Here is a 26,168-nt window from a genome sequence, read left to right as displayed (position 1 = left end):
TCGAGGAACTGCGCGAACTGGGACTGCGCATGGACACCGATCGCAAAAAGGCGGAGGAGGGCGCGCTGCGCGGGCTTGTGTTTGTGCTGACAGGCACACTTTCTGCGATGAGCCGCGGCGAGGCACAAGAGCGCCTGGAGACGCTTGGCGCGACGGTAACCGGTAGTGTAAGCGCAAAAACGAACTTCGTCATCGCAGGTGAAGCGGCAGGTTCGAAACTTGCCAAAGCAGAAAAACTCATTCAGGATGGAAAGGCGTCAAACCTTCGCATCATGAATGAGGAAGAATTCCTGCAGGCGCTCGCGTCATGGCAGTCAGGGGAGCATCCATCCGTAAAGGATGTCTAGCGCCCGCGAATAAACGAGTCAACATTCTGTTTGTAGCGACGGCGCACGCGCACGAAGCGAAAGCGCGTCGAGTAGCGGCCTGCCACAAAGGCGGCGGGAATGGAAAGCGCGTCGAGAATGGCGAGCCAGTTCAGAAGGATCACTCCTCGTTTGTCCGAATTCGAAAGGTTCAACCAAGGATATGCGGCACTGCTTCTTGTTAGACCATGATCACTCTATGTGGAACAGAAAGAAGGATTTTTTCCATCATGCAGTATGCATTCGCGGCAGTCATCAGCTTTGTTTTGGTGTGGGCGCTTATCCCGCCGATCAAGACATGGGCATTGCGCATCCGATTTGTCGATCAGCCGAATCATCGCAAGTTACACAAAAATCCGATCCCGCTCATGGGTGGTGTGGCGATTGTCATCGGGTTTTTCGTTACAGCTGTCTTTTTCGCGAAAGGCAGTCGAGAACTTGACGGCATTTTGCTGGGTGGAACCATCATCTTCTTTTTAGGCCTGATCGATGATTTCACAAAGACTCGCTCAAAAGAGCTCCCAGCGTGGCCTAAACTGCTTGTGCAAATTGGCGCAGCTTCACTTTTGCCGACCTACGGGGTGAGTGTTCAGGGGTTGAACATTCCTTTTTTCCATCCGTCCTACGTGGTATTTCCGGAGTGGCTTCGGATCGCCTCAACGATGATCTGGGTCATCGGAATCACGAACATGATGAACTTTCTGGACGGTGTGGACGGACTTGCGGCAGGCATTTCTGCGATCTCGGCAACCACCTTGTTTTTTATCGCCGTCGTAAAAGGACACCCATCCATGGCGATGCTCGCGGTGATTCTCGTTGGTGTGTCGCTTGGGTTTTTGCGTCACAATTTCTATCCCGCGCGGATTTTCATGGGGGATGCGGGCGCGACCTTTCTCGGGTTTATCCTGGCTGGCATCGCGGTAGAGGGTGCATTCAAGTCGGCGGCGCTTGTGTCTGTCGCGATTCCTGTGCTGGCGCTTGGCGTTCCGATCATGGACGCGTTCTATGTTATTTTTCGGCGATTTCGTGAGAATCGTCCGATTTATGTTGCGGATAAAGGGCATACATTTCATCAATTGATGCGCTCTGGGCTCTCACAAAAGCAAACCGTGACGATTCTTTATCTCTTGGGGATCTGTTTTTCACTGCTCTCGATTGTGCTCTTGTTGTCCTGAGCGTGCGTCGAGTGCGTAAAACGCTATGGTATACTTAAAAAACTAGGTATTTTCAGGTGGAGGCTAGCTATGAACTTGTCGATCGAAGATGTGTATCACGTGGCAAACCTCGCGCGCATCGCGATTTCTGAAGATGAGGCGGGCGCGTTGGTTCACGATCTTGGAAGGATTCTCGAATACGCAGAGACCCTTCAGTCGCTTGATGTGACCGATGTACAAGAGACGAGTCACATTGGAGTAAAGGAAACGGTGACGCGCGCGGATGAACCGCGTCCTTCCCTTGGAACGGAGCGCGCCGTCGCAAACGCGCCGGATGAGGAAGACGGTCAGTTTCGCGTACCTGCGGTGCTTGAGGGGGCGTCATCGTGATCGGCGAGATGGACATTCTGCAGATGCGCGCCGCGCTTGACGCGGGCGAACGCACCTCGGCGTCGCTCGCGCAGGACGCGCTTCGGGCGATTCGCAAACGGGACGGCGAGGTTGGCGCTTTCTTGCGGATGGAGGAAGCGTTGACCGAAGCGGCTCCGCAGGCTCTACATGAGGCGTCGCCTCTCGCGGGAATCCCTTACGCGCTCAAAGACAACCTCTGTGTCGCGGGGCGTGAGATGACGTGCGCCAGCAAGATCCTCAAAGGGTATCGACCACCCCACACGGCAACGGTTGTCAAGAAGTTGCAAGAGGTTGGCGCGACACTTCTTGGCGCGCTCAACATGGACGAGTTTGCGATGGGTTCATCGACGGAAAATTCAGCCTATCAAATCACGCGCAATCCGTGGGATCTCACACGTGTGCCGGGTGGATCGAGCGGCGGCGCGGCGGCGGCGGTGGCGGCTGGTTTCGTGCCGTTTGCGCTCGGCTCCGATACGGGCGGGTCGATTCGCCAGCCCGCGGCGTTTTGTGGTGTCGTCGGTCTAAAGCCGACGTATGGGCGGGTGTCGCGCTTTGGCCTTGTCGCGTTTGCCTCTTCACTTGATCAGATCGGACCGCTGACGCGCACAGTAGAGGACGCGGCGATGGTTCTCCAGACGATCGCGGGGCACGATCCGCTCGATGCGACGTCGGCAAACCTACCCGTGCCGGATTATCGCGCGGCGCTGACGGGAGAGATCAAGGGCCTGCGCGTAGGGATTCCGCAGGAGTACTTTGGCGAGGGTGTGGAGGAAGGCGTCTCGCGCGCGGTGAACGCGGCGATTGAACAGTTGAAGGCGCTGGGTGCAACGATTCTGCCTGTCAGCCTCCCGCACACGTCATATGCGCTCGCGGCATACTACATTCTGGCACCGGCTGAAGCGTCGTCCAATCTCTCGCGGTTTGACGGCGTGCGCTACGGCTATCGCGCGGACGGGGTCGCGGATTTGCTGGATCTTTACAAAAAAACGCGCGGCGAAGGGTTTGGCAAAGAAGTCAAGCGACGCATTCTGATCGGTACATATGCGCTTTCTTCCGGCTACTACGACGCGTACTACAAGCGCGCGCAGCGTGTTCGCACACTGATTCGCGAAGACTTTTTGTGCACGTTTGCGAATGTGGATGTGCTCTTGTCACCGACGACGCCGTCGACGGCGTTTAAGCTTGGCGAGAAGACGGATGATCCATTGACGATGTATTTAAATGACGCGCTGACCATCCCTGTCAATCTGGCGGGACTCCCCGCAATCAGCGTGCCGTGTGGGCTCTCAGACGGGTTGCCCGTCGGCCTTCAGTTCATCGGCCGCATGTATGACGAGGAGACGCTATTGCGCGTTGCGCACGCGTATGAAAAGGCGGCGGGACAAACGTTTGACGCTCTACGTCGGCAAGGGGGAATCGCGCGTGTTTGAAACGGTCATCGGCCTTGAGGTGCATGTGGAACTCGGCACGAAAACGAAGATTTTTTGCGGCTGCGCGGTGGAATTTGGCGCGCCGCCGAACGCGCGCGTTTGCCCTGTCTGCATGGGGAGCCCGGGTGTGCTTCCGGTGCTCAACGAGGAGGCGCTGAAGCTCGCGGTGCGCGCGGCGCTCGCGCTCAACTGCAAGGTGCCAAAGGAGAGCAAGTTTGACCGCAAGAACTACTTTTATCCGGACAGTCCAAAGGCGTATCAGATCTCGCAGTATGATGAACCGATCGGCACAAACGGTTACCTGGATATTGAAATAGACGGCGAGAAGAAGCGGATTGGCATCACGCGGGTTCATCTCGAAGAGGATGCGGGAAAACTGAACCACTCGCCGTTTGGCGACGTGTCCTTGGTCGATTTGAACCGGGTGGGGATTCCGCTGATTGAGATCGTCAGCGAGCCAGACCTGCGCTCGCCAGAAGAGGCGCGGCTCTATCTTGAGGGCATCAAGGCGATCATGCAGTATTGTCTCGTCTCAGAGTGCAAGATGGAAGAAGGGTCGCTTCGCTGTGACGCGAACCTCTCGCTCCGCCCTGCAGGACAGGCGGCGTTTGGCACAAAGACTGAGATCAAAAACATGAACAGTTTCCGCAATGTGCAGCGCGGGCTTGAGAGCGAGCAGGTGCGCCAAACGCGTGCGCTGTTGGCGGGTGAGACAATCGAACAGGTTACGCTGCGTTTTGATGAGGCGACGGGACTGACAAGCCCGATGAGAAGCAAAGAAGATGCGCATGACTATCGCTATTTTCCGGACCCGGATCTACCGCGGATGTTTCTAAGTGATGCGTACATTGAAGAGCGTCTCCGTGAGATTCCGGAGTTGCCAGACGCCCGGCGGGCGCGCTGGATTGCGGACTATCAGCTCCCGGTGTATGACGCGGGCGTGCTGACATCGTCACGCGACATTGCGGATCTGTTTGAGCAGGCTGTGGAGCGGGTGCTTGACGCAAAGCTTGTGAGCAATTGGATTATGGGCGATGTGCTGGCAAACTTGAAGGCGCAAGGGATTGAACTGCGCGACACCAAACTCACAGGTGCGCTTCTCGCGGATTTGCTCGAAAACTTGAAACGCGGCGGAATTTCTGCGGCGATCGCAAAAGATGTGCTTAAACACGTGATGGAGTACGGTGAGTCGCCAAGCAAAATCATCGCAGCGCAGGGGCTCGCGCAGATTTCGGACGAGGGTGAGCTCGCGGGAATTGTGACGCAGGTGATCGCGGCGAATCCAAAGTCGGTGGAGGATCTGCTCGCGGGAAAGGACAAGGCGATCGCGTCGCTCGTGGGGCAAGTGATGAAGGCGACAAAGGGAAAGGCTAACCCGCAGGTGGTCAATCGCTTGATTGGCGAGCAGATTCAGGCGATTCGCGAGGCGCGTTAGTCGTAGGCTGATCTTGTGGGAGGTGTGACATGCGACCGCGCATTCGATTGATCTACAATCCGACGGCAGGAAAAGAGGCGTTTCGTCAGCATCTCCCGCAGATCCTTCAGATCCTTGAGAGCGCGGGATACGAGGCGTCGTGTCACGCCACAACAGGGCCAGGGGACGCAACGAAAGAGGCATTCCGCGCTGCCAATGACGGGTTTAAGGTCGTTGTGGCGTGCGGTGGCGACGGCACGGTCAATGAGGTGGTAAACGGTCTCGCGGCGAGTGAGACACGACCGATTCTCGGGATCATCCCGTCAGGGACGGCGAATGATCTGGCGCGCGCGCTTGAGATTCCTCGCCATGTGGAAGAGGCGGCGCGGTGCATTGCGCAGGGGCAGATTCGGTCGCTTGACCTCGGCTGTGTCGGAGAGGACCGCTACTTTGTGAACATCGCGGCGTTTGGGCGATTGACGGAGATTACCTATGAGGTGCCGAGCAAGATGAAGACGATGCTCGGGCACTTGGCGTATTACATGAAGGGGCTTGAGCGGCTGCCGGGGTTGCGTGCGATCGAGATGAAGATCACTTCGGATACGGAGCAGTTTGAGGGACCGGCGATGCTCTGCCTTGTCACGAACTCGCGCGCGGTGGGCGGGTTTGAGCGCGTGGCGCCGCGGGCGTCGGTGAGTGACGGCTGGCTTGATGTGCTGATTGTGAAACAGAGTAACCTCGGAGATCTGATCCGCTTGGTGTCAACCGCATTGATGGGCGATCACACGCAGGATGAGCGGGTGGTTTATTTTCACGCGAAGCGAATCGAGCTTTCGTCGCAGGAAGAAGTCGACCTCAACATCGATGGGGAGTACGGCGGTCGATTGCCGCACAAGGTGACGATTAAAGAGGGACACTTGCAGGTCATCTCAGGGTAAAGGCTGTGCGTTTGGATGGAGCGGGAGAGTGGGCGCGCGGGTGGACGCCGGGAGCGAACGCCTGGTGCGAGTGTGGATGGACGCCGGGAGCGAACGCCGGCGCGCGCTGTTCCGGTGCGTCTGGGGCAGACCTATGAAGTGGTGATCGATCGACTCGGCTTTCAGGGTGAGGGTGTCGCGCGTGTCGAGGGCTTCACGGTGTTTGTGCCAGGCGCGCTGATCGGAGAGCGGGTCACAGTACGCATGGAGCGTGTGGAGCGGTCGTTTGCGCGGGCGGTGCTGTTGCAGGTGGTGGAAGCGGCGGCGGAGCGCGTCTTGCCGCGCTGTTCGGTGTACGCGGAGTGTGGCGGGTGCAATCTGCAGCACATGAGCGCAGAGGCGCAACTGCGGATGAAGAAGCAGACCGTTTTGGATGCGCTTGAGCGAATCGGGAGGTTTCCTAAGGAAGATGTTCGCGCGTGGGTGCGCGACGTGATTCCGTCGCCAAACGTGTGGCAGTATCGCAACAAGGTGACGTGGACGGTTTCGGTCGAGGACGGTCGATTCGCCGTGGGCTTTGTGGAAGAAGGCAGCCACGATCCTGTGGATACGGATGATTGTGCGATTGTGCCGGAACATGTGTTGCGCATCGTTAGGGCGATGCGCCGTGTGGATGAGGCAGTGCGCGGGGCTGATCTGTCGGCAGCTTCGCCGGAGCGGGGTGATGACACGTTGGCAGCTTCGCCGGAGCGGGGTGATGACACGTTGGCAGCTTCGCCGGGGCAGGGGGCGGGGACGTCGACTGCCATGCTCTCGCCGTGGCGAGGGGTGCACCACGTCCGTGTGCGCACGAATGGGTCGGCGGAGGTGCTGATTGCGTTGCTCGTAGAGACAGGTGTGGTATTTTCGCCTGAAGATGTGCGTTTGTTTCGGAATGAACTTGAGGCACAGCGCGTCAAAGTGGTGGGTTTGATTGCGGATGACGGTGTGGCGGAGCGCGTCATGTTCGGGCAACCGCAGATGGAAGAGCGTATCGCGGGGCTGACATTTGGCGTCTCGTCGCGCTCGTTCATGCAGGTCAATCCGGCACAGGCGGAGCGGCTCTACGCGGAGGCGCTCGCTTTGGCGGGTCTCACGGGGACGCAGCGTGTGTGGGATATCTACGCAGGCATTGGCACGCTCACGCTGATGGCGGGTCGACAGGCCGATTCGGTGGTTGGTGTTGAGATCGTCGAGGAAGCGGTGAGCGACGCGCAGATGAACATTGAGCGAAATGGCATGCACCATGTCAGGATGATGCTCGGCGATGCGCAAGATGTCGTGTCACGCTTGGCAGAGGATGAGCATCCGGACGTGGTGTTTCTCGACCCGCCGCGCGCGGGTTGCGAGAAGCGGGTGCTTGATGCGATCTGTGACGCGGCCCCCGCACGGATCGTCTATGTCTCGTGCAATCCGGCCACACTCGCGCGCGATCTGCGCATTCTCGCCGATCGCGGGTATGCGGTCGATGTCGCACAGCCGTTGGACATGTTCCCGCAGACGAGCCATGTGGAGTGCGTCGTGTCAACATACAGAGTGGACTAAAATTCGGAGATGGGAATTGCCGACGCAGAGGAGAAGGCTCGACCTATTGGATCGAGCCTTCCGTTTACACCGGAAGAGGCGTCTTCAAGAAAGTGTCTGACCTACAATTGAAGTAGGAGCGACGTGATGTTGTAGTGCTAACATGTCTATTAAACTGATTGTATAATGATCTAGTTTTCGTGAACTGAGATAGGATCGATGATGACATTTCGGCGAACGACAAATTCCGACATGAAAAGATAATTATGTTATGGTAAGCTATCACTGTGATTCGACAGAACATTCTAGTAAACACGTAATAAGGCCACTGCAGTAATTTCTGTAACAGTAATGGAGTTTTTATAGGAGGCGTGCGGCGGAATGAGGCAGAATACGCCTTACGAATACAATAATGGTACTTACTACTCTATCCGAGCAACCGCTGCTTATAACGGCAACGGGTATACAACTTTCCAGACTTATCAGAGCCCGAGTCTAGCTTACTAAGGGGGGAAGAAAATGTGGTTTAAACCGTTTGCGGGGCGCACGACAGTCATTGGCGGTGTTCTCATCCTAGGGATAACGGTGAGTATGTCTGGTTTCAGCTTTGCAAAATCTCTATTTATACCTCATCCGAATTCCCTACCCATAGTACACAAGATCGACTTTCCAAAAAACCAGAATGGCCAAACGTATGGCTCTGATATGTATTCAACATCTCTAGCCACAGAGCCGGATTTGATTTTGACACAAGGGGTAGATGCTAATGGACACCCCATTATTGGTTATGTGCTAAAACAAGACGAATTCTTGCCAATGCCCAAGACGCCAGCAGAGGCTGTGGCAATGGACCGAAAACCTGGTAGCGTTAGAAAAATCCCGCTTTATGCTGTTAATGGAAAGACTGTTATTGGCACATTTAGTATCGGCTAAGGTCAGGTGGTTTTTAAGAAAGCTCCGAAAAACTAGCAGTACAACGTAGCTTCTACGAAAGCAAAGAATACGTTGACTCAGTCACAATTCACGAGCCTCTCGACAAGTTTCGACTGTGATCGGGAATGACTTGCCCGTTTGTTTAGTGACTCTGTCGATTAGTATAAGGAAGCGTGTTTGATCCCGTTTTGCCGATGTTGCTCCATTCGCTTCTGGTATTCGCGCCAGTCAATGAGAGCATCCTGCTGTTCCTTCCTCAGCATGCGGGCGAGCCCAGAGTAATCTTGTATCAAAATCCCTGTTTGTTCATCGCTGCAACGGATTGTTCTTCCCGTTCCCTTCGTCATTTATGAGCAACGACTTAAAAACTTTTGATATGCAAGGCCTCCATCAAGCGGTTCAGTTCATCCAGCAAATACGACCAGTCCATGAATGAAAACGAAGAAGGTATCATGGGTCTGGACGCAGGCCTCGTACTCGTAGTGTGTCCTTCTCGTTGGGTGGTCACCTCTATCTCCTCGCACTTTATTGACACGGTCTATGACCAAAGGATACCACATTAAAAGCGAACACAATTTATATCAATATCGGTTCGGTGCGGATTTGAGATGGTTACTCAACCCCCAATCATGCTTTTAAACGGAGATGAACTACCTCCACACAGCGGACAGCTTTTTGCAATTGCTGCTCAAGTGTTTGGGTGATTTTTTTGAAAAACAGGGCTTTAGCTCATACATCAGAGAATTAATTTTTATTTCAGCATCATCCTTTGTGTCGTGCTGATTACTAGATTATTGTTTTTGACAGATTTGTAACATATGTATGTTTGATACCTTAATTGTTGACCACGTGACATAAGTGTACATCAAGGAATTATTTGGATTATGTCATTAGTGGGCAAGTAAACTTAACAAGACGCAAAAGAGAAAGGAAAATCTCGTGACTCACTCATTGGCGGGTATTGAATGGCATGAAACAAATCCAATTTTGGATAACCTGATTACTTCGTGTGCTGAACTTACGCTTAACCCTCTTTCACCGGGGCTTGAGGCAGATGTGGTTAAGATTACGCAAGGGGAGGAGCATTTTGTGTTGAAGGTGCGGAATAAACGATCTAAACCCGACATTCTACGCCAATATCGGCTTTTGGAAGCTCTACATCTTCAGAGAGTTCAGGTGTCGGTGCCGATTGCCTGTGGGCGAACCTGGACCGGGGATAGTGTGCTGCTAACCCGTTATCACGGCGCTGCACTAACGAAGGTAAGTCCGAACATTTTAAGATAGTCGCCTCTCTTCTAGCTGACATTCATCGGCTGCATCCGGAGAAATTGGGAGGTAATGTGCTCGCTAGGTGTGATTTTGTTGAGTATTTCTATTCAGGGATTGAGGCGTTTCCGTCGATGAAAGAGGAACTGATCCGTCTCATTGCGTCCGCAGATATGAACATGGACCGAATCATTCACGGCGATTTTAATTTAGGTAATATCGTAGAAGAAAATGGACGATACACGGTGATTGACTGGACGAATGGGCAATTTGGGGATCCAGTGAGAGCAAAAGCCTGACGTTTTTGCACAATTATCAAAATGAGATACGCGTAACGACAAACGAGTTGGAGATCTTTGATGCGCTTGCCTGCATAAGGTTGCTACTGCTCGACCGGATCGTCGGAGTTCCAAAACACGCAAACACGATAAAAAAGATAAGAAAAATCGTCAGGGACAATCGATTTTTAAATGAGAGTGTGCTGCTGTAAAGGCACCATGGGTGTCTGACACCCTTCATTGGTATTGAAGTAGACTTTTTTGTTAGACATCACCCACAATAGCAAAGGGATCTACAACAGGGATTTAAATTAGTCCGCGATGGAAACTGGTAGTCCATCATTGCTTTGTGACGTACTGCACCGCTTGATTGAGTGTGTTGAAGTTAAGGACTACAATGAAATTGTTATCCATGACCGATTTGAAACCCAATTGTCTTCGGGGGCCGAATGATGGCTCTTTTCATGTCAATATTAAGCACTCGACACATGTGGAGTGCGTGGCGAGGTTGGAGCGCGAGTTATAGCCCCATAAATTCCTCAGTTCTAAACAATAATCACTTGCTTCAACACAAATAGACATCTGTTTCAAACGAGAAAACGGGCAGGACTATAATTTTTAGCAACATGTTTAGAAATGCATGACTAGTAATTTTTTAATTTTAAAATTATAATGAGGAAAAAATACAGATCCCCAAACGCTTCCTTATGCGAATCGGAGGAACAATTCCAATGACAAAGTGTAAACTGATCGTCGTTGAAGGCGTATGGGGATTAGGAAAGACCACCACGGCTCAGTTTATCTATGATCATTTAATAGAATCAGGGGTGAAGGTAAGCCTCTTTCTTGAAGGAGATTTGGATCATCCTGCTGATTACGATAAAGTCGCCTGTTTCACTGTTCAGGAATACAACAGGATTTTGCAGAAACACTCCGCATCTATAGCGTTGATTCGGTCGATGACTGAGGACAGGGGCGCTTATAAGTTTATTCCATATGGTAAGTGTAGACGTGAAATGGGTGATGTACTTCCAGACGAGCTTTTGGCAGACGTTATGCAGCATGACATTTACGATGGCATATTGCCGTTAGAGCGATACTGCGAAGTGCATCTGACTAGATGGCGTGAGTTCGTACAGACGCAACTGCAAAGGGACGAAATAACCATTTTTGAATGTTGTTTCATTCAGAACCCCCTCACAGCGATGCTCGGTCGCTATGATGCACCAGAAGAAGCGATTATCAATTATGTGTTAGAGTTGGCAAACGTCATTAAACCGCTGTTTCCTCAGCTCATCTATTTCCATCCTGGCGATGTACGCGTCACGCTAAACAGGGCGTTTGAGAAACGTTCATCGGAGTGGAAAGAGGGTGTAACTCAGTATTTTACAAAACAGGGTTACGGGTTAAGTCACGGGCTGACAGGTTTTGATGGGCTTGTGGAATTTCTCGTAGTGCGTACCCATATAGAGCGAAAAGTTTTGAGACAACTTCCGTTACGAAAGAAAGTCATAGATAACAATGATCTCAACTGGGATCGTGTTCGTCAGGAAGTAATCCGATGTGTTGATGTATATTCCGGTATAGATCACTATGATTAGGGGTATATGGCACATTTTACCGTTCGATAGGAGATTTTTTAGGCGGAAACTATCTTGAGTATGGGTTTGCGAAGGGAAGCGTTCAAGAAGTTGATTTTCTGATGAAGTTGTTGAACTTACCCGTCGGTTCCAGAATTTTGGATGTTGGCTGTGGTGCAGGACGGCACAGTTTGGAATTGGCTCGTCGTGGATTTTGCACCGTTGCATAGACATCTCGGAATGCTTTGTCGTCATTGCAAATAAAACGTCTGACGTGGAAAATCTCAGTGCGGAATTTCATGTTCAAGATGCCAAACGGATGCAGTTCGAGCCTGAGTTCGATGCGGCAATTTGTTTATGTGAAGGAGCATTCTTGCTTTGAAGTCGATGCTGGTTTTGGTTGCGCAACAAGGAAATTTGAACGTAAGCCACTTACCATTGACGACTTTGAAATGATGATGGTGGCCAGCAAGTCGTAAATGCCATTTGCTCAAGGAGGGGAGGGCGTCACATCCCTCCTTGATTTCTATTCGGCGGTTAAAAATAGACGGGGGTATGACGGTGCAGTATTTTGTCGGAATCGTTCCACCAACGGATTATAAAGAAAGGATTGTCGAGTTTCAGAAGAGGTGGCAAAGCAATCGGACATGGGAAGTCGCCGAACCCCACATTACCGTCAAAGCGCAGAGCGGATTGGGTGACGATTTGCGCTGGCTGGAGTCAATTAAACGTACCTGTGCATCATTTCCGCGATTCACAGTATCGATTGATCAACCTAAAACTTTTGGTGAGGCTGTTGCCTATTTAAGTGTGGAATCCTCTGAAATTCACGACTTCCACGAGCGGCTTGTTGAAGCTGTTTCACCGCCACCAGAAGTTATGAAACAGTATATGGAGATGGAACGATTCATCCCGCATCTAACGTTAGGACAAACCCATTGGGGTATGAGTTCAGAGGAAATCAGCGAAATGAGGTCATTTGCGTCGATAACTCTTTTTCCATTCCCGACTTTCTCAGTTGATTTCATTCGTGTCTTTCAGGAAATCGAAAAGAACACGTATATACTATTTGAGGACATTGACCTCGCTTAGAATGTGATGGTCATTGAGTGGGTTGCAGGGTTATGAAGTTGGGGGGAAGTATGTTGAGTGAGCTATTCGACGAGATCGGTAAGATCTACGATACCCGCGCAAAGCCGATTCAGAGATTGTACATAGGCTCAGACAACATCTACAGGTACGTAATCAAGATCAAGTTTTAGATGTGGTTTGTGGTGCTGGGAACTATACATCGGAGCTTATTTGGACAACGATGGTCAGGTGGAGTTGGTTGCGCCGTATGGAGTTGATGATTTGGTAAACTTAATTGTTCGTCCAACTCCTTTTTTCATATCGGGGAATAAACAAAAGATTTATGATGACCGGGTAGCGACAAAGGATTGGTGTGAAAAATGGCAGCGGCTTCGGATCATCCATCCGTGACAGACGTGGAAAAATGTCTTGAACTAGTTCAAGAGGGGCGCGGAAAGGAAGATGCGTATGGGTTTGGCCACTCGAATCCCAACTCAAGCTAAACAGGTGTTCAATATTGCATTGCCTGCCATTGGAGAGGCGTATCTGCAGAATTTATTGGGTGTTGTTGACACCTTCTTTATTGCGAAGCTGGGACTTATCGCGATTGATGCAGTGGGTGTGACCAATGTCTACAGTATGACCTACATTGGTGTGTTTACGGCGGTGTCGGCGGCGCTTTCGGTCTTTTTGTCCCGCGCGGTTGGCGCGAAAAACAAAGAACGAAGTCATTCAGTGATTTGGCATGGTTTTGTCATTGCATTCATCATCGGCCTCTTCGCTTCGCTTATCTCCCTCTTTTTCGCGGTACCGCTGCTGCATGTCATGGGCGCTCAAGGGACTCTGCAGAGTACGGCACTCCCGTATTTTTCAGTTGTACTTGGAATCTCTCCATTTATCGCGTTGTTTACTGCGCAGTCGGCGGCATTTCGGGCTATTGGCGACACCAAGACCCCATTTCGTGTGGGACTTGAAATGAACGGTCTGCACGTTGTATTTGATTATGTGCTGATTTTCGGGGTGGGACCGTTTCACGGATTCGGCATCAAGGGCGCGGCCATCGCCATGGTGCTCGCGCGTCTTTACGCTCTGATTCGCCTTTGGCAAAAATCCCGTAGCGTGGACTCACTCACCTTGCGCGTTTCAGACTTGAAGTTGTCAACCTCGCTCGGCTGGAGTATGACACAATTTGCGATTCCTGCCGCATTGGAACGCCTTTCCATGCGCCTTGGGCAAGTCGTATATTTTGGACTCATCGTGCGGATGGGTATTGATGTGTATGCAACACACAATATTGCAGGAACCATCACGACATTCGGATCGGCAATTGGAAACGGATTTGCTGTCGCAACCACAGCCACGATCGGACAAGCCATTGGAAGCGGCAATGAATCTGATGTGAGGATGTATCGACGCTTTAGCTACATGGAGTCGGCAGTATCCATGACAGCGGTTGCCGTTCTTTTGTGTGTGTTAAGTCCTTGGATCGGCCTTTTATTCACACACAACCCACATGTCATACACCTGCTGTTCATCATCCTTGCCATCGATGTCTTTTCCCAGCCTTTTTTGGCGGCCGTCTTGGTAGACACATCCGCCATTCAAGCCGGAGGCAACAGCAAGTTTCCCATGATCACTACGATGATTGGCATTTGGGGTGTTCGGACACTGGGTGTGTACCTCTTTGCCTGGCGCCTCGGCTTTGGCTTGCCAGCCGTGTGGGTCAGCATTGCTGCAGATAACGCGTTGCGTGCAGGACTCTTTCTGTGGTATCGAAGGACACGCAATTGGGTTCAGCAGTTAGCGTGAGCCAGCAGGAGACGCCATGGCGGAACCATGGATTTGCAAGCTGCATTCTCAAACCTCTGCGCGAAACGTCTTACCTCTTTGTTCGCCAAGACCAAAATAGTGACGAAAATTGTAGATCAGTGGACTCCACTTTAATGGGTCAATGTGCGTGTCATCGATGATGATGCGCTCGTGCGCGTGAATCAATACCGCTTCTGTTTCAATGATTGCAAATCGGGTATCTTCTCCTGTCACGCGAAGATTCACCACGCTTGCCTCGATTTGCAGCGGACATTCGGCGATTCGGCTGGGCGCCACACGATGGGAGGGGATGGCAGACAGACCGGACGCCGCAAATTTGTCCTTTTCATATCGAAAGACCCCCTTTTTATGCGCGGGGACTGGATTTGCCCCGGTCAGGGGCGCCAACACCTCGACTTGAGGCCACAGATCGGGGCTGGGGATGTTGACGACACACTCTTTATGCCGTCGCAGATTGACAAGCCCTTGGCCTCCTTCACCGAGCCCCAGAATGATGCGATTGCCAAGCGCCCACGCGGAGGACATCGGTGTGATGTTGCTTGTCCCGTCTTCTTGAAGGGTCGTGAGGAGCACCACAGGTGTCCCAAAATACAAGATCTTTGGGTGAATCGTTCTCGTCTTCGTCATTTCTTCTTGAACGTGCATAACGGTCCGCCTCCTGTGCGTGTTTGTCTGTCCCCTTCATTGTAAAGCGATAAGCATTCGATTATCATCGAATCGTGGATGTATGATTCGGATAGGATGAGATAAAAAGAAGGGGTGCAAACGGGGATGACCCCAAACGTCGTTGAAATTGCCTCTTTGATCGGAGATGCCTCTAGGGCAGAGATGTTGATGCGCCTCCTCGGGGGCAAGGCGATGCCTGCCAGTGAACTGGCGCGCGCCGCAGGCATTACACCACAAACGGCGAGTTCACATCTCGCGAAAATGGTAGAGGGTGGTCTTTTGCTTCAAGAATCACATGGCCGCCACCGTTATTATCGACTCGCAAACCAAGAGATAGGTCATGCCTTGGAGGCGCTTTGCGCGATCTCTCCGTCCAAGCCTGTCCGCTCGCTTCGCGAGTCGGATCAAACCAAGACTCTGCACTTTGCTCGCACGTGCTATGACCACCTGGCGGGGGAGGTTGGTGTCGCGCTTACTGAACGGATGGTGGAACTGGGGTTTTTGCTTGAGAATCATCGAGATTTCACGGTGTCATCCGAAGGTGAAACGTGGTTTCAATCATTCGGCGTTGACACAGAGCAGCTTCGAAGTGGCAGACGCCATTTTGCCCGGCAGTGTCTGGACTGGAGTGAGCGGCGGCACCACATTGCGGGGGCGCTCGGAGCCGCGATGGCCCATCGGTTGTTTGAGCTTCTGTGGATCGAACGGGTCCCAGGCGGGCGCGCTGTAAGCGTGACACGCAAAGGATTCGAGGCTTTCAAGAGAGAACTGGGACTGGAATGGGAACTGGCAGGGAGCGTGCAAAATATTTTCAAAAACGATCGAATGTGTTGATCAAAAAATGATAATATAAGATCATTCAATGATTGAGCCATCGAGCGCAAAGTTTGTTTTCGCGAAACGTGGGGCCACGCTGCGCCGATTCGCCATACGCCGCGCCGAGTTCGCCGTTTGGTCGTGCGCCATAGATTAGCGTGCGCAGATGGAGAGGAGGGGGTCGTCGATGTATCCGACAGAGCGTCACGACGCGCTTCTCCGCGTGTTGAGTCAAAAAGGCTTTGTATCGATTCAGGATCTGGCGGCGCAACTCAACGTCTCGGAGATCACAATCCGCCGCGATCTCACGATGTTGCAGCGGCAAGGCATGGTGGAAAAAGTGGCGGGTGGGGGACGCGCCGCGAAAAGCACGAGCGAGCTGGCGTTTATGAACAAGCGCGTGCTCCAACAAGCCGAAAAGACCGCCATTGCCAAGCAGGCATTATCCTTGATCGAGCCTGGCATGACGATTAGCATGTCGGCGGGAACCACGACTTGGACGCTCGCCAAGTGGATCAAGCCCGAGTCGTTGGCGACAGGTTCGGGCACACCGGTCGCACAGCGTGAGGTGAAAGAACGTCGCAGCCAGGCGCGCATGAAACGGGAGTCCCTCACGTTCGTGACGAATTCGACCAACATCGCCATCGCGCTTCAGGCCAATGGCTGGCGTGACATTCACTTGACGGGGGGACAATTTCGCACGCCGTCTGATGCGCTGGTTGGGCCGCTTGCCGAGCAGAGCGCTCGCCAATTGCACGCAGACCTGCTCTTTCTTGGCGCGCACGGCGTGGATCTGGAATTCGGCGTTAGTTCGCCCAATCTGCAAGAAGCGTCTGTCCATCGCGTTTTAATGGAGAGGGCGGAGACGTCCGTATTGCTGTTTGATCACACCAAGTGGGGGGTGCGCGGATTCGCCCATCTCGCCATGCTGGATGAGGTGGATGTGGTGATTACAGACGCATCTGCTGAAAAAGACGGGGACTCAGATCCGCACGCAGCGGAGATTGCGGAACTTCGCCGACGCGGGCCAGAAGTCATCATCGCGCGTGCAGAGACGGATGACACGTAAATTTGCGCGCTGAGGTGGGGGGATCGGTTCTCCCACGTTATTTAGAAAGGAGGGGCTACCGTGGCCGAACTGCGCTACAATCCATTGCTAAAAGACTGGACCATGGTGGCATCCAATCGGCAGGGACGTCCGCAGATGCCAAAGGACGATTGCCCGTTTTGTCCCGGCTCGGGCAAGGTTCCAGAAGACTATGACGTTTACCAGTATGACAATGACTTCCCCGCATTGTCGCAGCACCCGCCACAACCGGACGATGTAGCCACAGGGCTTTATCAAACGGCAGAGGCGTACGGGAAATGTGAAGTCATCCTCTATTCTCCAGATCATCACGCGTCGCTCGCACAGCTTTCCGTTTCCCATCTGCGCAAACTGGTCGATTTGTGGGCGGAGCGGTTTGCGGCATTAGCACAAGATCCTGCTCATCAATACATCCTGATTTTCGAGAATCGCGGGCCGGAGGTTGGCGTCACCATGCCGCACCCACACGGACAAATCTATGCGTACCCTTACGTGCCGCAAAAGATTCGCGTTGAGCTGGAAGCTTGCCGCGACCATCACACTGCGACAGGATCCTGCCTGATCTGCGATATCAACCGAGAAGAGACGTCATTTCAGCAGAGAATGCTTTTGGAAACGGATTCGTTTGTGAGCTATATCCCCTTTTTTACGGATTATCCGTATGGCGCGTTCATCTCCAGCAAGTCGCACACGTCGAATCTCCTTCAATTCACAAGTGAAGAGCGGGACGATCTCGCCAAGATGTTAAAACGTGTGACGGCGGGCATGGATGCGCTGTTCGACCGCGAATTCCCCTACATGATGGTGCTGCATCAAAGCCCTGTGAACCAGGATGTGGCAAACGCGACCGCGCCGACGGGGCATTTCCCGGATGCTCGTGAATTCTATCATTTTCACATCGAGTTTTACCCGCCGCTGCGTTCAAAAGACAGGGTAAAGTATCTCGCCTCATCCGAGTCTGGAGCGTGGGCGCCATGCAACCCGCTCGCAGTGGAAGACACTGCGCCACAGCTTCGCGCAGCCATTCTCAAACGAGGGGAGGAATTCGACCATGACGGATGCTAACGGTCTCGCGGGTCAGACAGCAAGTGAAGTGCTGCAAAATGAGTTGGCGCAGGCTATGCAAACGTTTCTCGATTTTTCGCCTGAGCCAGACATTACAGGCGATGCGCCTGTTCGCGTGTTCTTTGCGCCGGGGCGCGTGAATCTGATTGGTGAGCATACGGACTACAACGGCGGTCACGTTTTGCCCGCAGCCCTTGATCTAGGCACATGGGTCTTCGTTCGGGTACGCCGTGACAAGCTGGTGCGCATCGCGTCGACCTCCTTTTCGCAAGTCGTGGAGGTCGCAAGTGATGAGATTCACTACAGCGCGCAGGATGACTATGCGAATTACCCCAAAGGGGTGCTCCGTGAGTTCCAGAAGCTAGGTTTTGACATTCCGGGTCTTGACCTGCTCTACGTTGGCAACCTGCCGAGTGGCGCGGGTCTTTCGAGTTCCGCCTCGATCGAGGTTGTCACAGCTTTCATGTTGAATGAAATGCTCGGGGCCGATCTTGCGCCGGAACGCCTCGCGCTTATGTCGCAGGCGGCTGAGAACCAGTTTGTCGGGGTCAACTGTGGCATCATGGACCAGTTTGCGGTGGCGCTTGGCAAGGCGGACCACGCCATCTCGCTGAATTGTGACACGCTTGATTACCAGCGAGTTCCGATGCAGATTGCGGGCGTGCGTTTAGTGATCATCAACACAAACAAGCGCCGCGGCTTGACCGATTCGAAGTACAACGAGCGCAGAGGCGAGTGCGAGCAGGCGCTTCGTCAACTGCAGCGCGTGCGCCCAGGGATTCGCTATCTGGCTGATCTTGACGAGGCGGAATATGCCACGCTCGAGGCGACACTTGAAAGCGAGGTTTTGCGCAAGCGCGCCCGCCACGTGGTGACGGAGAACCAGCGGGCAAAGCAGGCGGTGGACGTATTGCGCCGCAACGAGATCGCATGGTTTGGCCAGATGATGAATGCGTCGCACGTTTCTTTGCGGGATGATTATGAGGTGACGGGGTTTGAGCTTGACACTTTGGCTGAGGTCGCGTGGCGCGCGCCGGGCTGTATGGGTGCGCGCATGACAGGCGCGGGGTTTGGTGGATGCACCGTGAATCTCGTGCAGGATGACTACGTGCAGGCGTTTGTCGCGGAAGTGCGAGCAGAGTACACAAGGATCATCGGTTACGAGCCGTCGTTTTACATCACGGATCTCGGCGATGGAGTCAAAGAGGTCACGCGCGAGATGGAGCGTGACGGTTCGTGCGGCGGCAAGTAAAAGTCGAGGCGGGGGGTTAGAGGATGGCGATTTTAGTGACGGGCGGGGCCGGGTACATCGGCAGTCACACGGTGGCGGAACTCAAGGAACACGGGGAAGAGGTGGTGGTGGTTGACAACCTCACCACAGGGCACAGGGGCGCGGTGCTTGACACGCCATTTTATGCGATGGACTTGCGCGATTCGGAGCAGATGATCGCGGTGCTAAAAAAGCACAATGTGGATGCCGTCGTTCATTTTGCCGCCTATTCGCTCGTCGGAGAGAGTGTAAAAAGTCCGCTGAAATACTACGAAAACAACGTTGCCGCGACCGCCAAGCTGCTCTCTGCCATGGTGGAGGCGGGCGTTTCGCGGATCGTGTTCTCATCGACCGCCGCCGTGTACGGAGAGCCTGAGCGGATGCCGATTGAGGAGTCTGCCAAGAAGGAGCCCACGAATCCATACGGCGAGACGAAACTGGCGATTGAAAAGATGCTGGACTGGTGTTATCAGGCGTACGGGCTAAAGTCTGTCCGCCTGCGCTACTTCAATGCGGCGGGTGCCCACGCGACGCTTCCGATCGGCGAGGACCATCGTCCAGAGTCGCATCTCATCCCGCTCGTGCTGCAGGTCGCGCTCGGTCAGCGAGAGGCGGTGTCCGTGTTTGGCGATGACTATCCTACGCCGGACGGAACGTGCATCCGCGACTACATTCACGTGTCGGATTTGGCGAGCGCCCACCGACTCGCTGTTTTGCGGTTGCGCAGTCGCGAAGGCGGGGCGGAGTCCTTCAATCTCGGCAATGCGCAGGGCTTTTCCGTAAATCAAGTCATTGAGGTGGCGCGCAAGGTGACGGGGCATCCGATCCCGGCTGTGAAGGTGGCGCGCCGCGCGGGCGATCCGGCAGCGCTTGTCGCGTCTTCTAAGCACGCGCGGGAGATGCTCGGGTGGCAGCCGAAGTATACGGACCTTTCTTCCATGGTAGCGAGTGCCTGGACGTGGCATCAGGCGCATCCGAACGGGTATGAGGATGAGGATTCCCCAGTTCGTTCGTGAGGCGGGCGAGGGTTCGCGGTTCGGATGGCATAGTGCATCAATACCTGATGGGGCTACAACGACATGGCGGGATGGAGATGGTCGACGTGCAGGCAAATGTGAAGCGACATCTTTTTGACGGGGCGAATGCGATTACTCTGAAGGCGGGGCCGTATTCTGCGATGGTGTTGCCAGCGCAGGGCGGCAACCTCGTTTCTTTTGAAGATGATATACGCCAGTTGAGTTTTTTGCGCAAGCCTGAAAGTCTCGCCGCAATCGCTGAGAAACCGCTTCTCTATGGATTCCCCGTATTGTTCCCACCCAATCGATACGAAGATGGCGTGTTCACCGTAAACGGTCACGCGTACCATTTTCCCGTCACGGAGACAAAAACGCACAATCACATCCACGGATTCTTGACTGACATACCGTGGGATGTATCGGAAACGGGTGAAACGGAAGATGCGGCCTACGTCGAGTTGACACAGCGCGTGGATGAACAACATGCCGCGCATCGCTACTTCCCTCACGAATTTACGATCGCTCTTCGCTATACGCTGACAAAAGAGGGTTTACAGCAAGATGTGCGGGTGGAAAACTGCGGAACTACGGCGATGCCGCTCATGCTCGGGTTTCACACGGCACTGCGTGTTCCGTTTGCCAAGGACAGTCAAGTCGATGATTACAGAATCAAGGCGACGATCGGAGATCATTTTGAGCTATCGCCGCGCATGCTTCCGACAGGGCGACTTCAGCCGCTTACACCTGAGGAAGAGCGCCTTCAAACAAGCGGTGTGCAGCCATTTTATGCGGCGCTTGATCATCACTACAAAGCGCTGCCTCAGGATGGGAGAAATTACGCTACGCTGACAGACACGCGGCTTGGCGTGCGGTTGGTGTATGAAGTTGACACGCAGTATCGATACTGGATGGTCTTTAACAATTTCGGACGCGGTGAATACATTTGTCCTGAGCCGCAAACGAACATGGTCAATGCGCCGAATGTGAATCTTTCAAGTGATGAAACAAGGATTGTGATTCTCGAGCCAAATGCCGTTTGGACGGCTGTCAGCAGACTGTATGTGGAAGAGACTTGAGTGGCGCTCGGCGATCCCATTTCTTTTTTGAAATGGATCCTAATTTATAGAATAGCGTACGCCTGGAATGGTTTTTTGAATGCGCGAGAGATTGGGTGTAAGTTGAAAGATGGCGGGCATGAGTGGCTGTACTGCCTTGCCGTTTGAATCGACGTATTCAAGGAGCGGTGTAAACAGACCGTATCCGCGAAAGGAGTTTCCAAAGTCCAGTGTGGCGCGCAGTGTCACAGTTTGCTTCGGGTATACGTTCACGTCTGCGGTTGGTGTCAAACGAGCCGGTTTGGCGTGTGAGTCTGACGCATGCACCGTGACGTCGCGGAAGGTGGCGAGTGGACTCGCCGTGGTGAGCCCAGTCAGCGTAACTTTGGAATTTGTTTGATTCGTCACGGTGAGTGAATACGTGGTTTGTTTCACGGGATTTAAAAATTCATTTCCGATCGCTAGACGGTTAACGCGAAATGCGGGTGTGTGATCTGGCCAGATATTGATTTGCCAATGGCCTGCTTGGAGCGAAATGGTCTGCCCGTTTGAAAAATGAATTGTGAATGCAGGATTTGCCGTGATCGAATGGACGAGATGAGTCGTGGACATTTCCAAAATGAGTGGAAGACTTGTGAGTTGCCCCTGAACGTTTGTACCAGAGCCAAAGTAGGCGTTCTTAAGCTGAACGCCGGGCATCTTGTCAAGAGAGATTCTGGAGATATTCCCCGCACCGTTTTTTTGCTTCGGCACAATGTACACAGGGAGTTGAAGGTAAGAAGCGCGGTTCATCTCTGTATTGATGACCACGTTGTTTTGAGGCATGAAAAGTTCGGGTGTAACTTGAGTCGGCGGCTTCTTTTGCTGGTTTATCTCGGCAAAAAAAAGGGCGGCGACCGCCACGATGGCCGCCAATCCAAGTTTAGAACGAAGTCTCATGATAGAAGCCCTCTCTCATGTGGAGTCGGTTCACAGACGGTGTGCGGTTCAAATGTTAACGTGCCGCGAATTCCGGCAACGCGCTGGCAAACTGGCTTTTATAGATCTCTGCGTAGAATTCGTCCCGCTCGATCAGTGCGTCGTGAGATCCCTGCTCGACGACATGGCCGTGATTCATCACGAGAATGCAGTCTGCGTCGCGCACGGTGGACAATCGGTGAGCGATGACAAAGCTAGTGCGCCCGTCCATCAGGCGTTTCATCGCGTGCTGGATGTGGATCTCTGTGCGTGTGTCGACACTGCTTGTGGCCTCATCAAGAATGAGGATCGTCGGATTGGCCAAGAATGCGCGGGCAATCGTCAACAACTGTTTTTGCCCCTGCGATAGATTGGAAGTTTCCTCGTTTAAGCGTGTGGCGTAGCCATCCGGAAGTTTTCGAATAAACGAGTCGGCATAAGACATTTTTGCCGCTGCAATCACTTCCGCCTCGGTCGCGCCTTTGCGTCCGTATGCGATATTTTCAAAGATCGTGCCGTGAAACAGCCAGGTATCCTGTAACACCATGCCGAATTTTTGCCGCAGCGCCGCGCGGGGGATCGTCTTTATATCCACGCCATCGAGCAAAATGGTCCCGGCATCCCGCTCGTAAAACCGTAGCAGCAGATTGATCAGCGTGGTTTTTCCGGCGCCTGTCGGACCGACAATCGCGATCATCTGTCCCGGCTCGGCACACAGGTTCAGATTTTCAATGAGCGGTGCGCCCGCTTTATAGCGAAACGAGACGTTCTCAAACACGACCCTGCCGCGCTTTGTTGTGACAGATTCCGTCGAACGCTCCGCGACGAAAACCTGATCCGTACCTTCGAACCGCACCGCTTCCTCGGATCGCCCAGGTTCATCGTGCCCTTGACCGTGATCATCACGGGCCCGTGCCGCGTTTTTTGCAGTTTGTTCGCGCGGATCCTCCTCATCCTGTTCGTCGAGCATCTCAAACACGCGCTCGGAAGACGCCAGTGTGGATTGAATGACGTTTGAGATGCTCGACAATTGGTTGATCGGTTGGGAGAATTGCCGGGAGTACTGAATGAACGCGAGAATGTCGCCGATTTGCAGGCGCTTGTAAGTGACGAGTATCCCGCCGATGACACAGACCAAGACATAGCTGAGGTTGCCGATAAAATTCATGATCGGCATGATGATCCCTGTCACAAACTGCGCCTTCCATGCCGCCTCGTAATACGCTTCATTGATCGTGGCAAGCTTCTCTTTGGCGATTGTCTCATAGCCAAACGCTTTGACCACCTGGTGGCCCGCGAACATTTCCTCAATGTGTCCATTTAATGCGCCGAGTGAGCGCTGACGGAGCTTGAACTGGTTTTGCGAACGCTTTGCGATGGCCTTGGTGACGACGAAACTGAGCGGCAGAGTCAAAACCACCGCCAGCGTCATGAGTGGGCTGATGGTCAGCATCATGACAAAAACTCCGATAAACGTGACCACGGCAGAGATGACCTGGGTGAGGCTTTGTTGGAGCGTGCTGCTGATGTTGTCAAAGTCGTTGATGAATCGGCTGAGGATTTCGCCGTGCGGATGTGCGTCAAAGTAGCTGATCGGCAGTCGGGACAATTTCTCGTTGACTTGGCCGCGCAGGTCGGAGACCGCCTTTTGTGCGACGCCCGCCATGACATACTGCTGGACATAACTGAGCAGCGAACTGAAGATGTACAGTCCACCCAAAAGCAAAAGCAACTTTGCGATCTGTTGAAAATCGACGCCTCCGCCCGGCACGCCTCTGAACTTTTGGACAACACCCGCAAAGAGGTCGGTCGTCACGTTGCCCATGATTTTTGGGCTGAAGATGCTGAATGCGGTGCCAAAGAGGGTGGCTGACACGACGAGCAGAAGACGCAGGGTATACGGACGAAAATAGCGGATCAGGCGCGATAGCGTCCCTTTCATGTCTTTGGGCTTTTGCACAGGCATAAGCATGCCTGCTGGACCGCCGAAGCCGTTGCCCGGTCCAGGTCGCGCCTCCTGGTGATTGCCGACACGCTGATTCACGCAATTTCCCCCTCAGCCAGTTGCGAATGGACAATCTCCTGATACACGGTGCACGTCTCCATGAGCTCGCGATGCGTTCCTTCGCCTACCTTGCGCCCCTCATCAAGCACGAGGATGCGGTCGGCGTCTTTGACAGACATCACGCGTTGGGCGACTAGAATGACCGTCGCATGCCTGGCTTCCGTGCGCAGCGCCCTTTGCAGCATGAGGTCTGTCTTGAAGTCAAGCGCCGAGAAACTGTCGTCAAAAAGGTAGATCTCCGGGCTTCGCACAAGCGCACGGGCGATGGTGAGCCGCTGCTTTTGACCGCCCGACAGGTTTGCGCCGCCTTGGGCGAGAATGGTTTCGTAACCGCTCTCGAGGCTGTCAATAAACGCGCTGGCCTGCGCGACGTTTGCCGCGTGGCGGATCTCCTCATCTGTCGCATCCTCACGTCCAAAGCGCAGGTTCTCGGCGATCGTTCCAGAGAACAAAACCGCCTTTTGCGGCACCATGCCGATCTTTTTACGCAAGGCCTGCTGGCTCATCTCTCTCAGATCGATGCCATCGACTCGGATGCAACCGTCTGTCACATCAAAGAAGCGTGGAATCAAACTGAGAAGCGTGGACTTTCCCGCACCAGTTCCGCCGATAATGGCAGTGATCTCCCCCGGGAATGCCTGGAAGCTCAGGTCTTCGAGCACGTCTTTCTCCGCGCCAGGATAGCGAAAGCGGACGCCCTCAAACGACACAAGCCCTTTTGGCGTCGACGCAGGCGGCAGAGGTGTGGGGTTCGGGGACACCGGGTCGCCGATTCGCGGCTGAATGTCGAAAACCTCTTGAATGCGCTTGGCGGAAGCCTGCGCGCGTGGAACCATGAACAGCATGGCCGAAACCATCATGACGGAGAACATGATCTGTGTAACGTATTGGATGAACGCCATCAGGCTTCCGATCTGCAGGCTGCCGTTGTTGACGCGGATGCCGCCAAACCAGAGGATGGCGATCGTGGAGAGATTGATGATTAGCATCAAGAGAGGCATCAGTGTAGACATGACTTGAAAGGCCCGCGCGGAAACATCGGTTAGGTCGAGGTTCGCAAGCTGGAAGCGTTTTAACTCGTCTGCCGTTCGGTCAAAGGCGCGCACGACGCGAACGCCGATTAGGTTTTCGCGCACCACGCGGTTGAGCTGATCCACCTTGTCTTGAATTTCGCCAAAAAGGAAGAACCCTCTTCGCAGAATGAGATAGATCGCAAGGGCCAGCGCAGGCATGATGAAAACGAGGATCAAGGAGAGTTGCGCATTCGTATAGACGGCCATCAAGATGCCGCCGATCGCCATGAGTGGCGCCATCACCATCATGCGCAGCAGCATATTGATAAATTGCTGGACTTGCATGATGTCGTTTGTAGCGCGCACGGTCAGGGAGGAGGTACCGATCTCGTCAAACTCGTGAAGCATGAACTCCTCGATGTGGGCAAACATTGCCTGCCGCAAGTTCCTTCCAAAACCGGCGGAGGCAATCGCCGAAAGCAGTCCTGCAAAGACAGAACAAAAGACACCCGCGAGCGCGACCAAGAGCATGAGCAACCCAATTTTCAGGATGTAGCCCACGTTGCCCGTCATGACGCCGATATCAACGATCTTTGACATTAGGTTTGGCAGATATAAGCTGGATAGGGATTGCAGAAAAATCAGCACCAGAATGCCGAGAATCGACACCCTGTATGGCCGCAAAAAACGAAAAAGTTTTTTCATTGCGCGTCTCCTGCCGGGTTAAAGGAATGGATCCTTCAACCATTCTACTGCAATCTGCGCGATCTTTCGAGGCGTGCGTGTGCGTATGGATATGACAAACTATGAAAGGTTTTTTTCAAATAGGTACCATGAAAGATACCTGATAAAGAGTACGATGAGAGGGAGTGCCATTAAAATCCATTGATGAGATATGAAGCTGAAGAATAGGGTGAGAGGCAACAAGATAAAAGCGGCAAGCGTC

Annotated in this window: 25 protein-coding genes; 20 read left to right on the top strand and 5 right to left on the bottom strand. The window is 53.4% G+C overall.

Features of this window, described 5'->3' with window-relative positions; all coding sequences use genetic code 11:
- Nucleotides 1–347 (top strand): BRCT domain-containing protein (locus tag AYW79_RS05930; RefSeq protein ID WP_335583214.1); only part of this gene is annotated, 347 nt, incomplete at its 5' end.
- Here AYW79_RS05930 and AYW79_RS15480 read toward each other — a convergent pair.
- A complete protein-coding gene (locus AYW79_RS15480) occupies nt 344–490 on the bottom strand; it encodes a hypothetical protein (protein WP_156481728.1) in 147 nt (48 codons plus the stop codon). The two genes, AYW79_RS05930 and AYW79_RS15480, sit on opposite strands and share 4 nt — an antisense overlap.
- 105 nt (nt 491–595) lie before the next feature.
- On the opposite strand from AYW79_RS15480, the gene AYW79_RS05925 reads away from it, so the two are divergent.
- The 13 genes from AYW79_RS05925 (at nt 596) to AYW79_RS05865 (ending at nt 14,191) form a co-directional block, all read left to right on the top strand.
- Nucleotides 596–1,540 carry an MraY family glycosyltransferase gene (locus tag AYW79_RS05925; protein WP_067563077.1) on the top strand — a complete coding sequence of 315 codons (945 nt, stop codon included), beginning with the start codon at nt 596–598 and terminating at the stop codon, nt 1,538–1,540.
- A 69-nt stretch (nt 1,541–1,609) separates the two neighbouring features.
- The gene (gene gatC, locus AYW79_RS05920; protein WP_067563074.1) at nt 1,610–1,909 is read left to right on the top strand and encodes an Asp-tRNA(Asn)/Glu-tRNA(Gln) amidotransferase subunit GatC; all 300 of its coding nucleotides are present in this window, start codon (nt 1,610–1,612) and stop codon (nt 1,907–1,909) included.
- Nucleotides 1,903–3,360, top strand: coding sequence for an Asp-tRNA(Asn)/Glu-tRNA(Gln) amidotransferase subunit GatA (gene gatA / locus AYW79_RS05915; RefSeq protein ID WP_418251482.1), 1,458 nt, complete (start codon nt 1,903–1,905; stop codon nt 3,358–3,360). Before gatC ends, gatA begins: the two co-directional genes overlap by 7 nt.
- Nucleotides 3,296–4,795 carry an Asp-tRNA(Asn)/Glu-tRNA(Gln) amidotransferase subunit GatB gene (gene gatB / locus AYW79_RS05910; protein ID WP_067563071.1) on the top strand — a complete coding sequence of 500 codons (1,500 nt, stop codon included), beginning with the start codon at nt 3,296–3,298 and terminating at the stop codon, nt 4,793–4,795. Before gatA ends, gatB begins: the two co-directional genes overlap by 65 nt.
- Nucleotides 4,796–4,824: 29 nt before the next feature.
- A complete protein-coding gene (locus AYW79_RS05905) occupies nt 4,825–5,712 on the top strand; it encodes a diacylglycerol kinase (protein ID WP_067563069.1) in 888 nt (295 codons plus the stop codon).
- 15 nt (nt 5,713–5,727) lie between these two features.
- A complete protein-coding gene (rlmD, locus tag AYW79_RS05900) occupies nt 5,728–7,275 on the top strand; it encodes a 23S rRNA (uracil(1939)-C(5))-methyltransferase RlmD (protein ID WP_067952500.1) in 1,548 nt (515 codons plus the stop codon).
- Between the two features lie 498 nt (nt 7,276–7,773).
- On the top strand, nt 7,774–8,187 hold the full coding sequence (locus tag AYW79_RS05895) for a hypothetical protein (protein WP_067563067.1): 414 nt from the start codon (nt 7,774–7,776) through the stop codon (nt 8,185–8,187).
- A 939-nt stretch (nt 8,188–9,126) separates the two neighbouring features.
- On the top strand, nt 9,127–9,471 hold the full coding sequence (locus AYW79_RS16375) for a phosphotransferase (protein ID WP_067563064.1): 345 nt from the start codon (nt 9,127–9,129) through the stop codon (nt 9,469–9,471).
- Nucleotides 9,468–9,752, top strand: a complete 285-nt coding sequence (locus AYW79_RS16300; protein WP_335339603.1) for a phosphotransferase family protein — start codon at nt 9,468–9,470, stop codon at nt 9,750–9,752. The genes AYW79_RS16375 and AYW79_RS16300 overlap by 4 nt, the downstream gene beginning before the upstream one ends.
- 710 nt (nt 9,753–10,462) lie before the next feature.
- Entirely contained in the window at nt 10,463–11,332 is an 870-nt protein-coding gene (locus tag AYW79_RS05880; RefSeq protein ID WP_067563058.1) for a P-loop NTPase family protein, read from the top strand.
- 540 nt (nt 11,333–11,872) lie between these two features.
- Complete coding sequence (locus AYW79_RS05870) at nt 11,873–12,403, top strand: 2'-5' RNA ligase family protein (RefSeq protein WP_079291811.1); 531 nt, start codon at nt 11,873–11,875, stop codon at nt 12,401–12,403.
- 177 nt (nt 12,404–12,580) lie between these two features.
- Nucleotides 12,581–12,793 (top strand): nucleotidyltransferase family protein, encoded by a 213-nt coding sequence (locus AYW79_RS16370; protein ID WP_079291742.1) that lies wholly within the window; start codon nt 12,581–12,583, stop codon nt 12,791–12,793.
- Between the two features lie 57 nt (nt 12,794–12,850).
- Nucleotides 12,851–14,191, top strand: coding sequence for an MATE family efflux transporter (locus AYW79_RS05865; protein WP_179123193.1), 1,341 nt, complete (start codon nt 12,851–12,853; stop codon nt 14,189–14,191).
- A gap of 48 nt (nt 14,192–14,239) precedes the next feature.
- Here the strand turns inward: AYW79_RS05865 and AYW79_RS05860 are convergent, their stop codons facing one another.
- The gene (locus AYW79_RS05860) at nt 14,240–14,857 is read right to left on the bottom strand and encodes a flavin reductase family protein (protein ID WP_067563052.1); all 618 of its coding nucleotides are present in this window, start codon (nt 14,855–14,857) and stop codon (nt 14,240–14,242) included.
- A gap of 126 nt (nt 14,858–14,983) precedes the next feature.
- Here AYW79_RS05860 and AYW79_RS05855 point away from each other — a divergent pair, with 126 nt between their 5' ends.
- From AYW79_RS05855 to AYW79_RS05830, 6 genes are all read left to right on the top strand, one after another.
- Nucleotides 14,984–15,712 (top strand): ArsR/SmtB family transcription factor, encoded by a 729-nt coding sequence (locus AYW79_RS05855; RefSeq protein ID WP_067563050.1) that lies wholly within the window; start codon nt 14,984–14,986, stop codon nt 15,710–15,712.
- A 169-nt stretch (nt 15,713–15,881) separates the two neighbouring features.
- Nucleotides 15,882–16,763 (top strand): DeoR/GlpR family DNA-binding transcription regulator, encoded by an 882-nt coding sequence (locus AYW79_RS05850; protein ID WP_067563047.1) that lies wholly within the window; start codon nt 15,882–15,884, stop codon nt 16,761–16,763.
- 60 nt (nt 16,764–16,823) lie between these two features.
- Nucleotides 16,824–17,846, top strand: a complete 1,023-nt coding sequence (gene galT, locus AYW79_RS05845) for a galactose-1-phosphate uridylyltransferase (protein WP_067563044.1) — start codon at nt 16,824–16,826, stop codon at nt 17,844–17,846.
- Nucleotides 17,833–19,098 carry a galactokinase gene (locus AYW79_RS05840; RefSeq protein WP_335339601.1) on the top strand — a complete coding sequence of 422 codons (1,266 nt, stop codon included), beginning with the start codon at nt 17,833–17,835 and terminating at the stop codon, nt 19,096–19,098. Before galT ends, AYW79_RS05840 begins: the two co-directional genes overlap by 14 nt.
- 23 nt (nt 19,099–19,121) lie before the next feature.
- Nucleotides 19,122–20,132: a UDP-glucose 4-epimerase GalE gene (gene galE / locus AYW79_RS05835; RefSeq protein ID WP_067563041.1), complete on the top strand. Its 1,011-nt coding sequence runs from the start codon at nt 19,122–19,124 to the stop codon at nt 20,130–20,132.
- Nucleotides 20,133–20,209: 77 nt separating this feature from the next.
- Nucleotides 20,210–21,208 carry an aldose 1-epimerase gene (locus AYW79_RS05830; protein ID WP_067563104.1) on the top strand — a complete coding sequence of 333 codons (999 nt, stop codon included), beginning with the start codon at nt 20,210–20,212 and terminating at the stop codon, nt 21,206–21,208.
- A 39-nt stretch (nt 21,209–21,247) separates the two neighbouring features.
- On the opposite strand, the gene AYW79_RS05825 is transcribed toward AYW79_RS05830, so the two are convergent.
- From AYW79_RS05825 to AYW79_RS05815, 3 genes are all read right to left on the bottom strand, one after another.
- On the bottom strand, nt 21,248–22,126 hold the full coding sequence (locus tag AYW79_RS05825; RefSeq protein WP_067563038.1) for a hypothetical protein: 879 nt from the start codon (nt 22,124–22,126) through the stop codon (nt 21,248–21,250).
- Between the two features lie 55 nt (nt 22,127–22,181).
- Nucleotides 22,182–24,116 carry an ABC transporter ATP-binding protein gene (locus tag AYW79_RS05820; RefSeq protein WP_231877716.1) on the bottom strand — a complete coding sequence of 645 codons (1,935 nt, stop codon included), beginning with the start codon at nt 24,114–24,116 and terminating at the stop codon, nt 22,182–22,184.
- A 68-nt stretch (nt 24,117–24,184) separates the two neighbouring features.
- Nucleotides 24,185–25,927 (bottom strand): ABC transporter ATP-binding protein, encoded by a 1,743-nt coding sequence (locus AYW79_RS05815; protein ID WP_067563032.1) that lies wholly within the window; start codon nt 25,925–25,927, stop codon nt 24,185–24,187.
- Nucleotides 25,928–26,168 lie beyond the last annotated feature (241 nt).

Origin of the sequence: Ferroacidibacillus organovorans (assembly GCF_001642725.1) — a bacterium.
In the GTDB taxonomy this organism is placed as follows: domain Bacteria; phylum Bacillota; class Bacilli; order Alicyclobacillales; family SLC66; genus Ferroacidibacillus; species Ferroacidibacillus organovorans.
The sequence above is the reverse complement of the archived record's forward strand: the minus strand, read 5'-3'. Positions and strand labels throughout refer to the sequence as shown.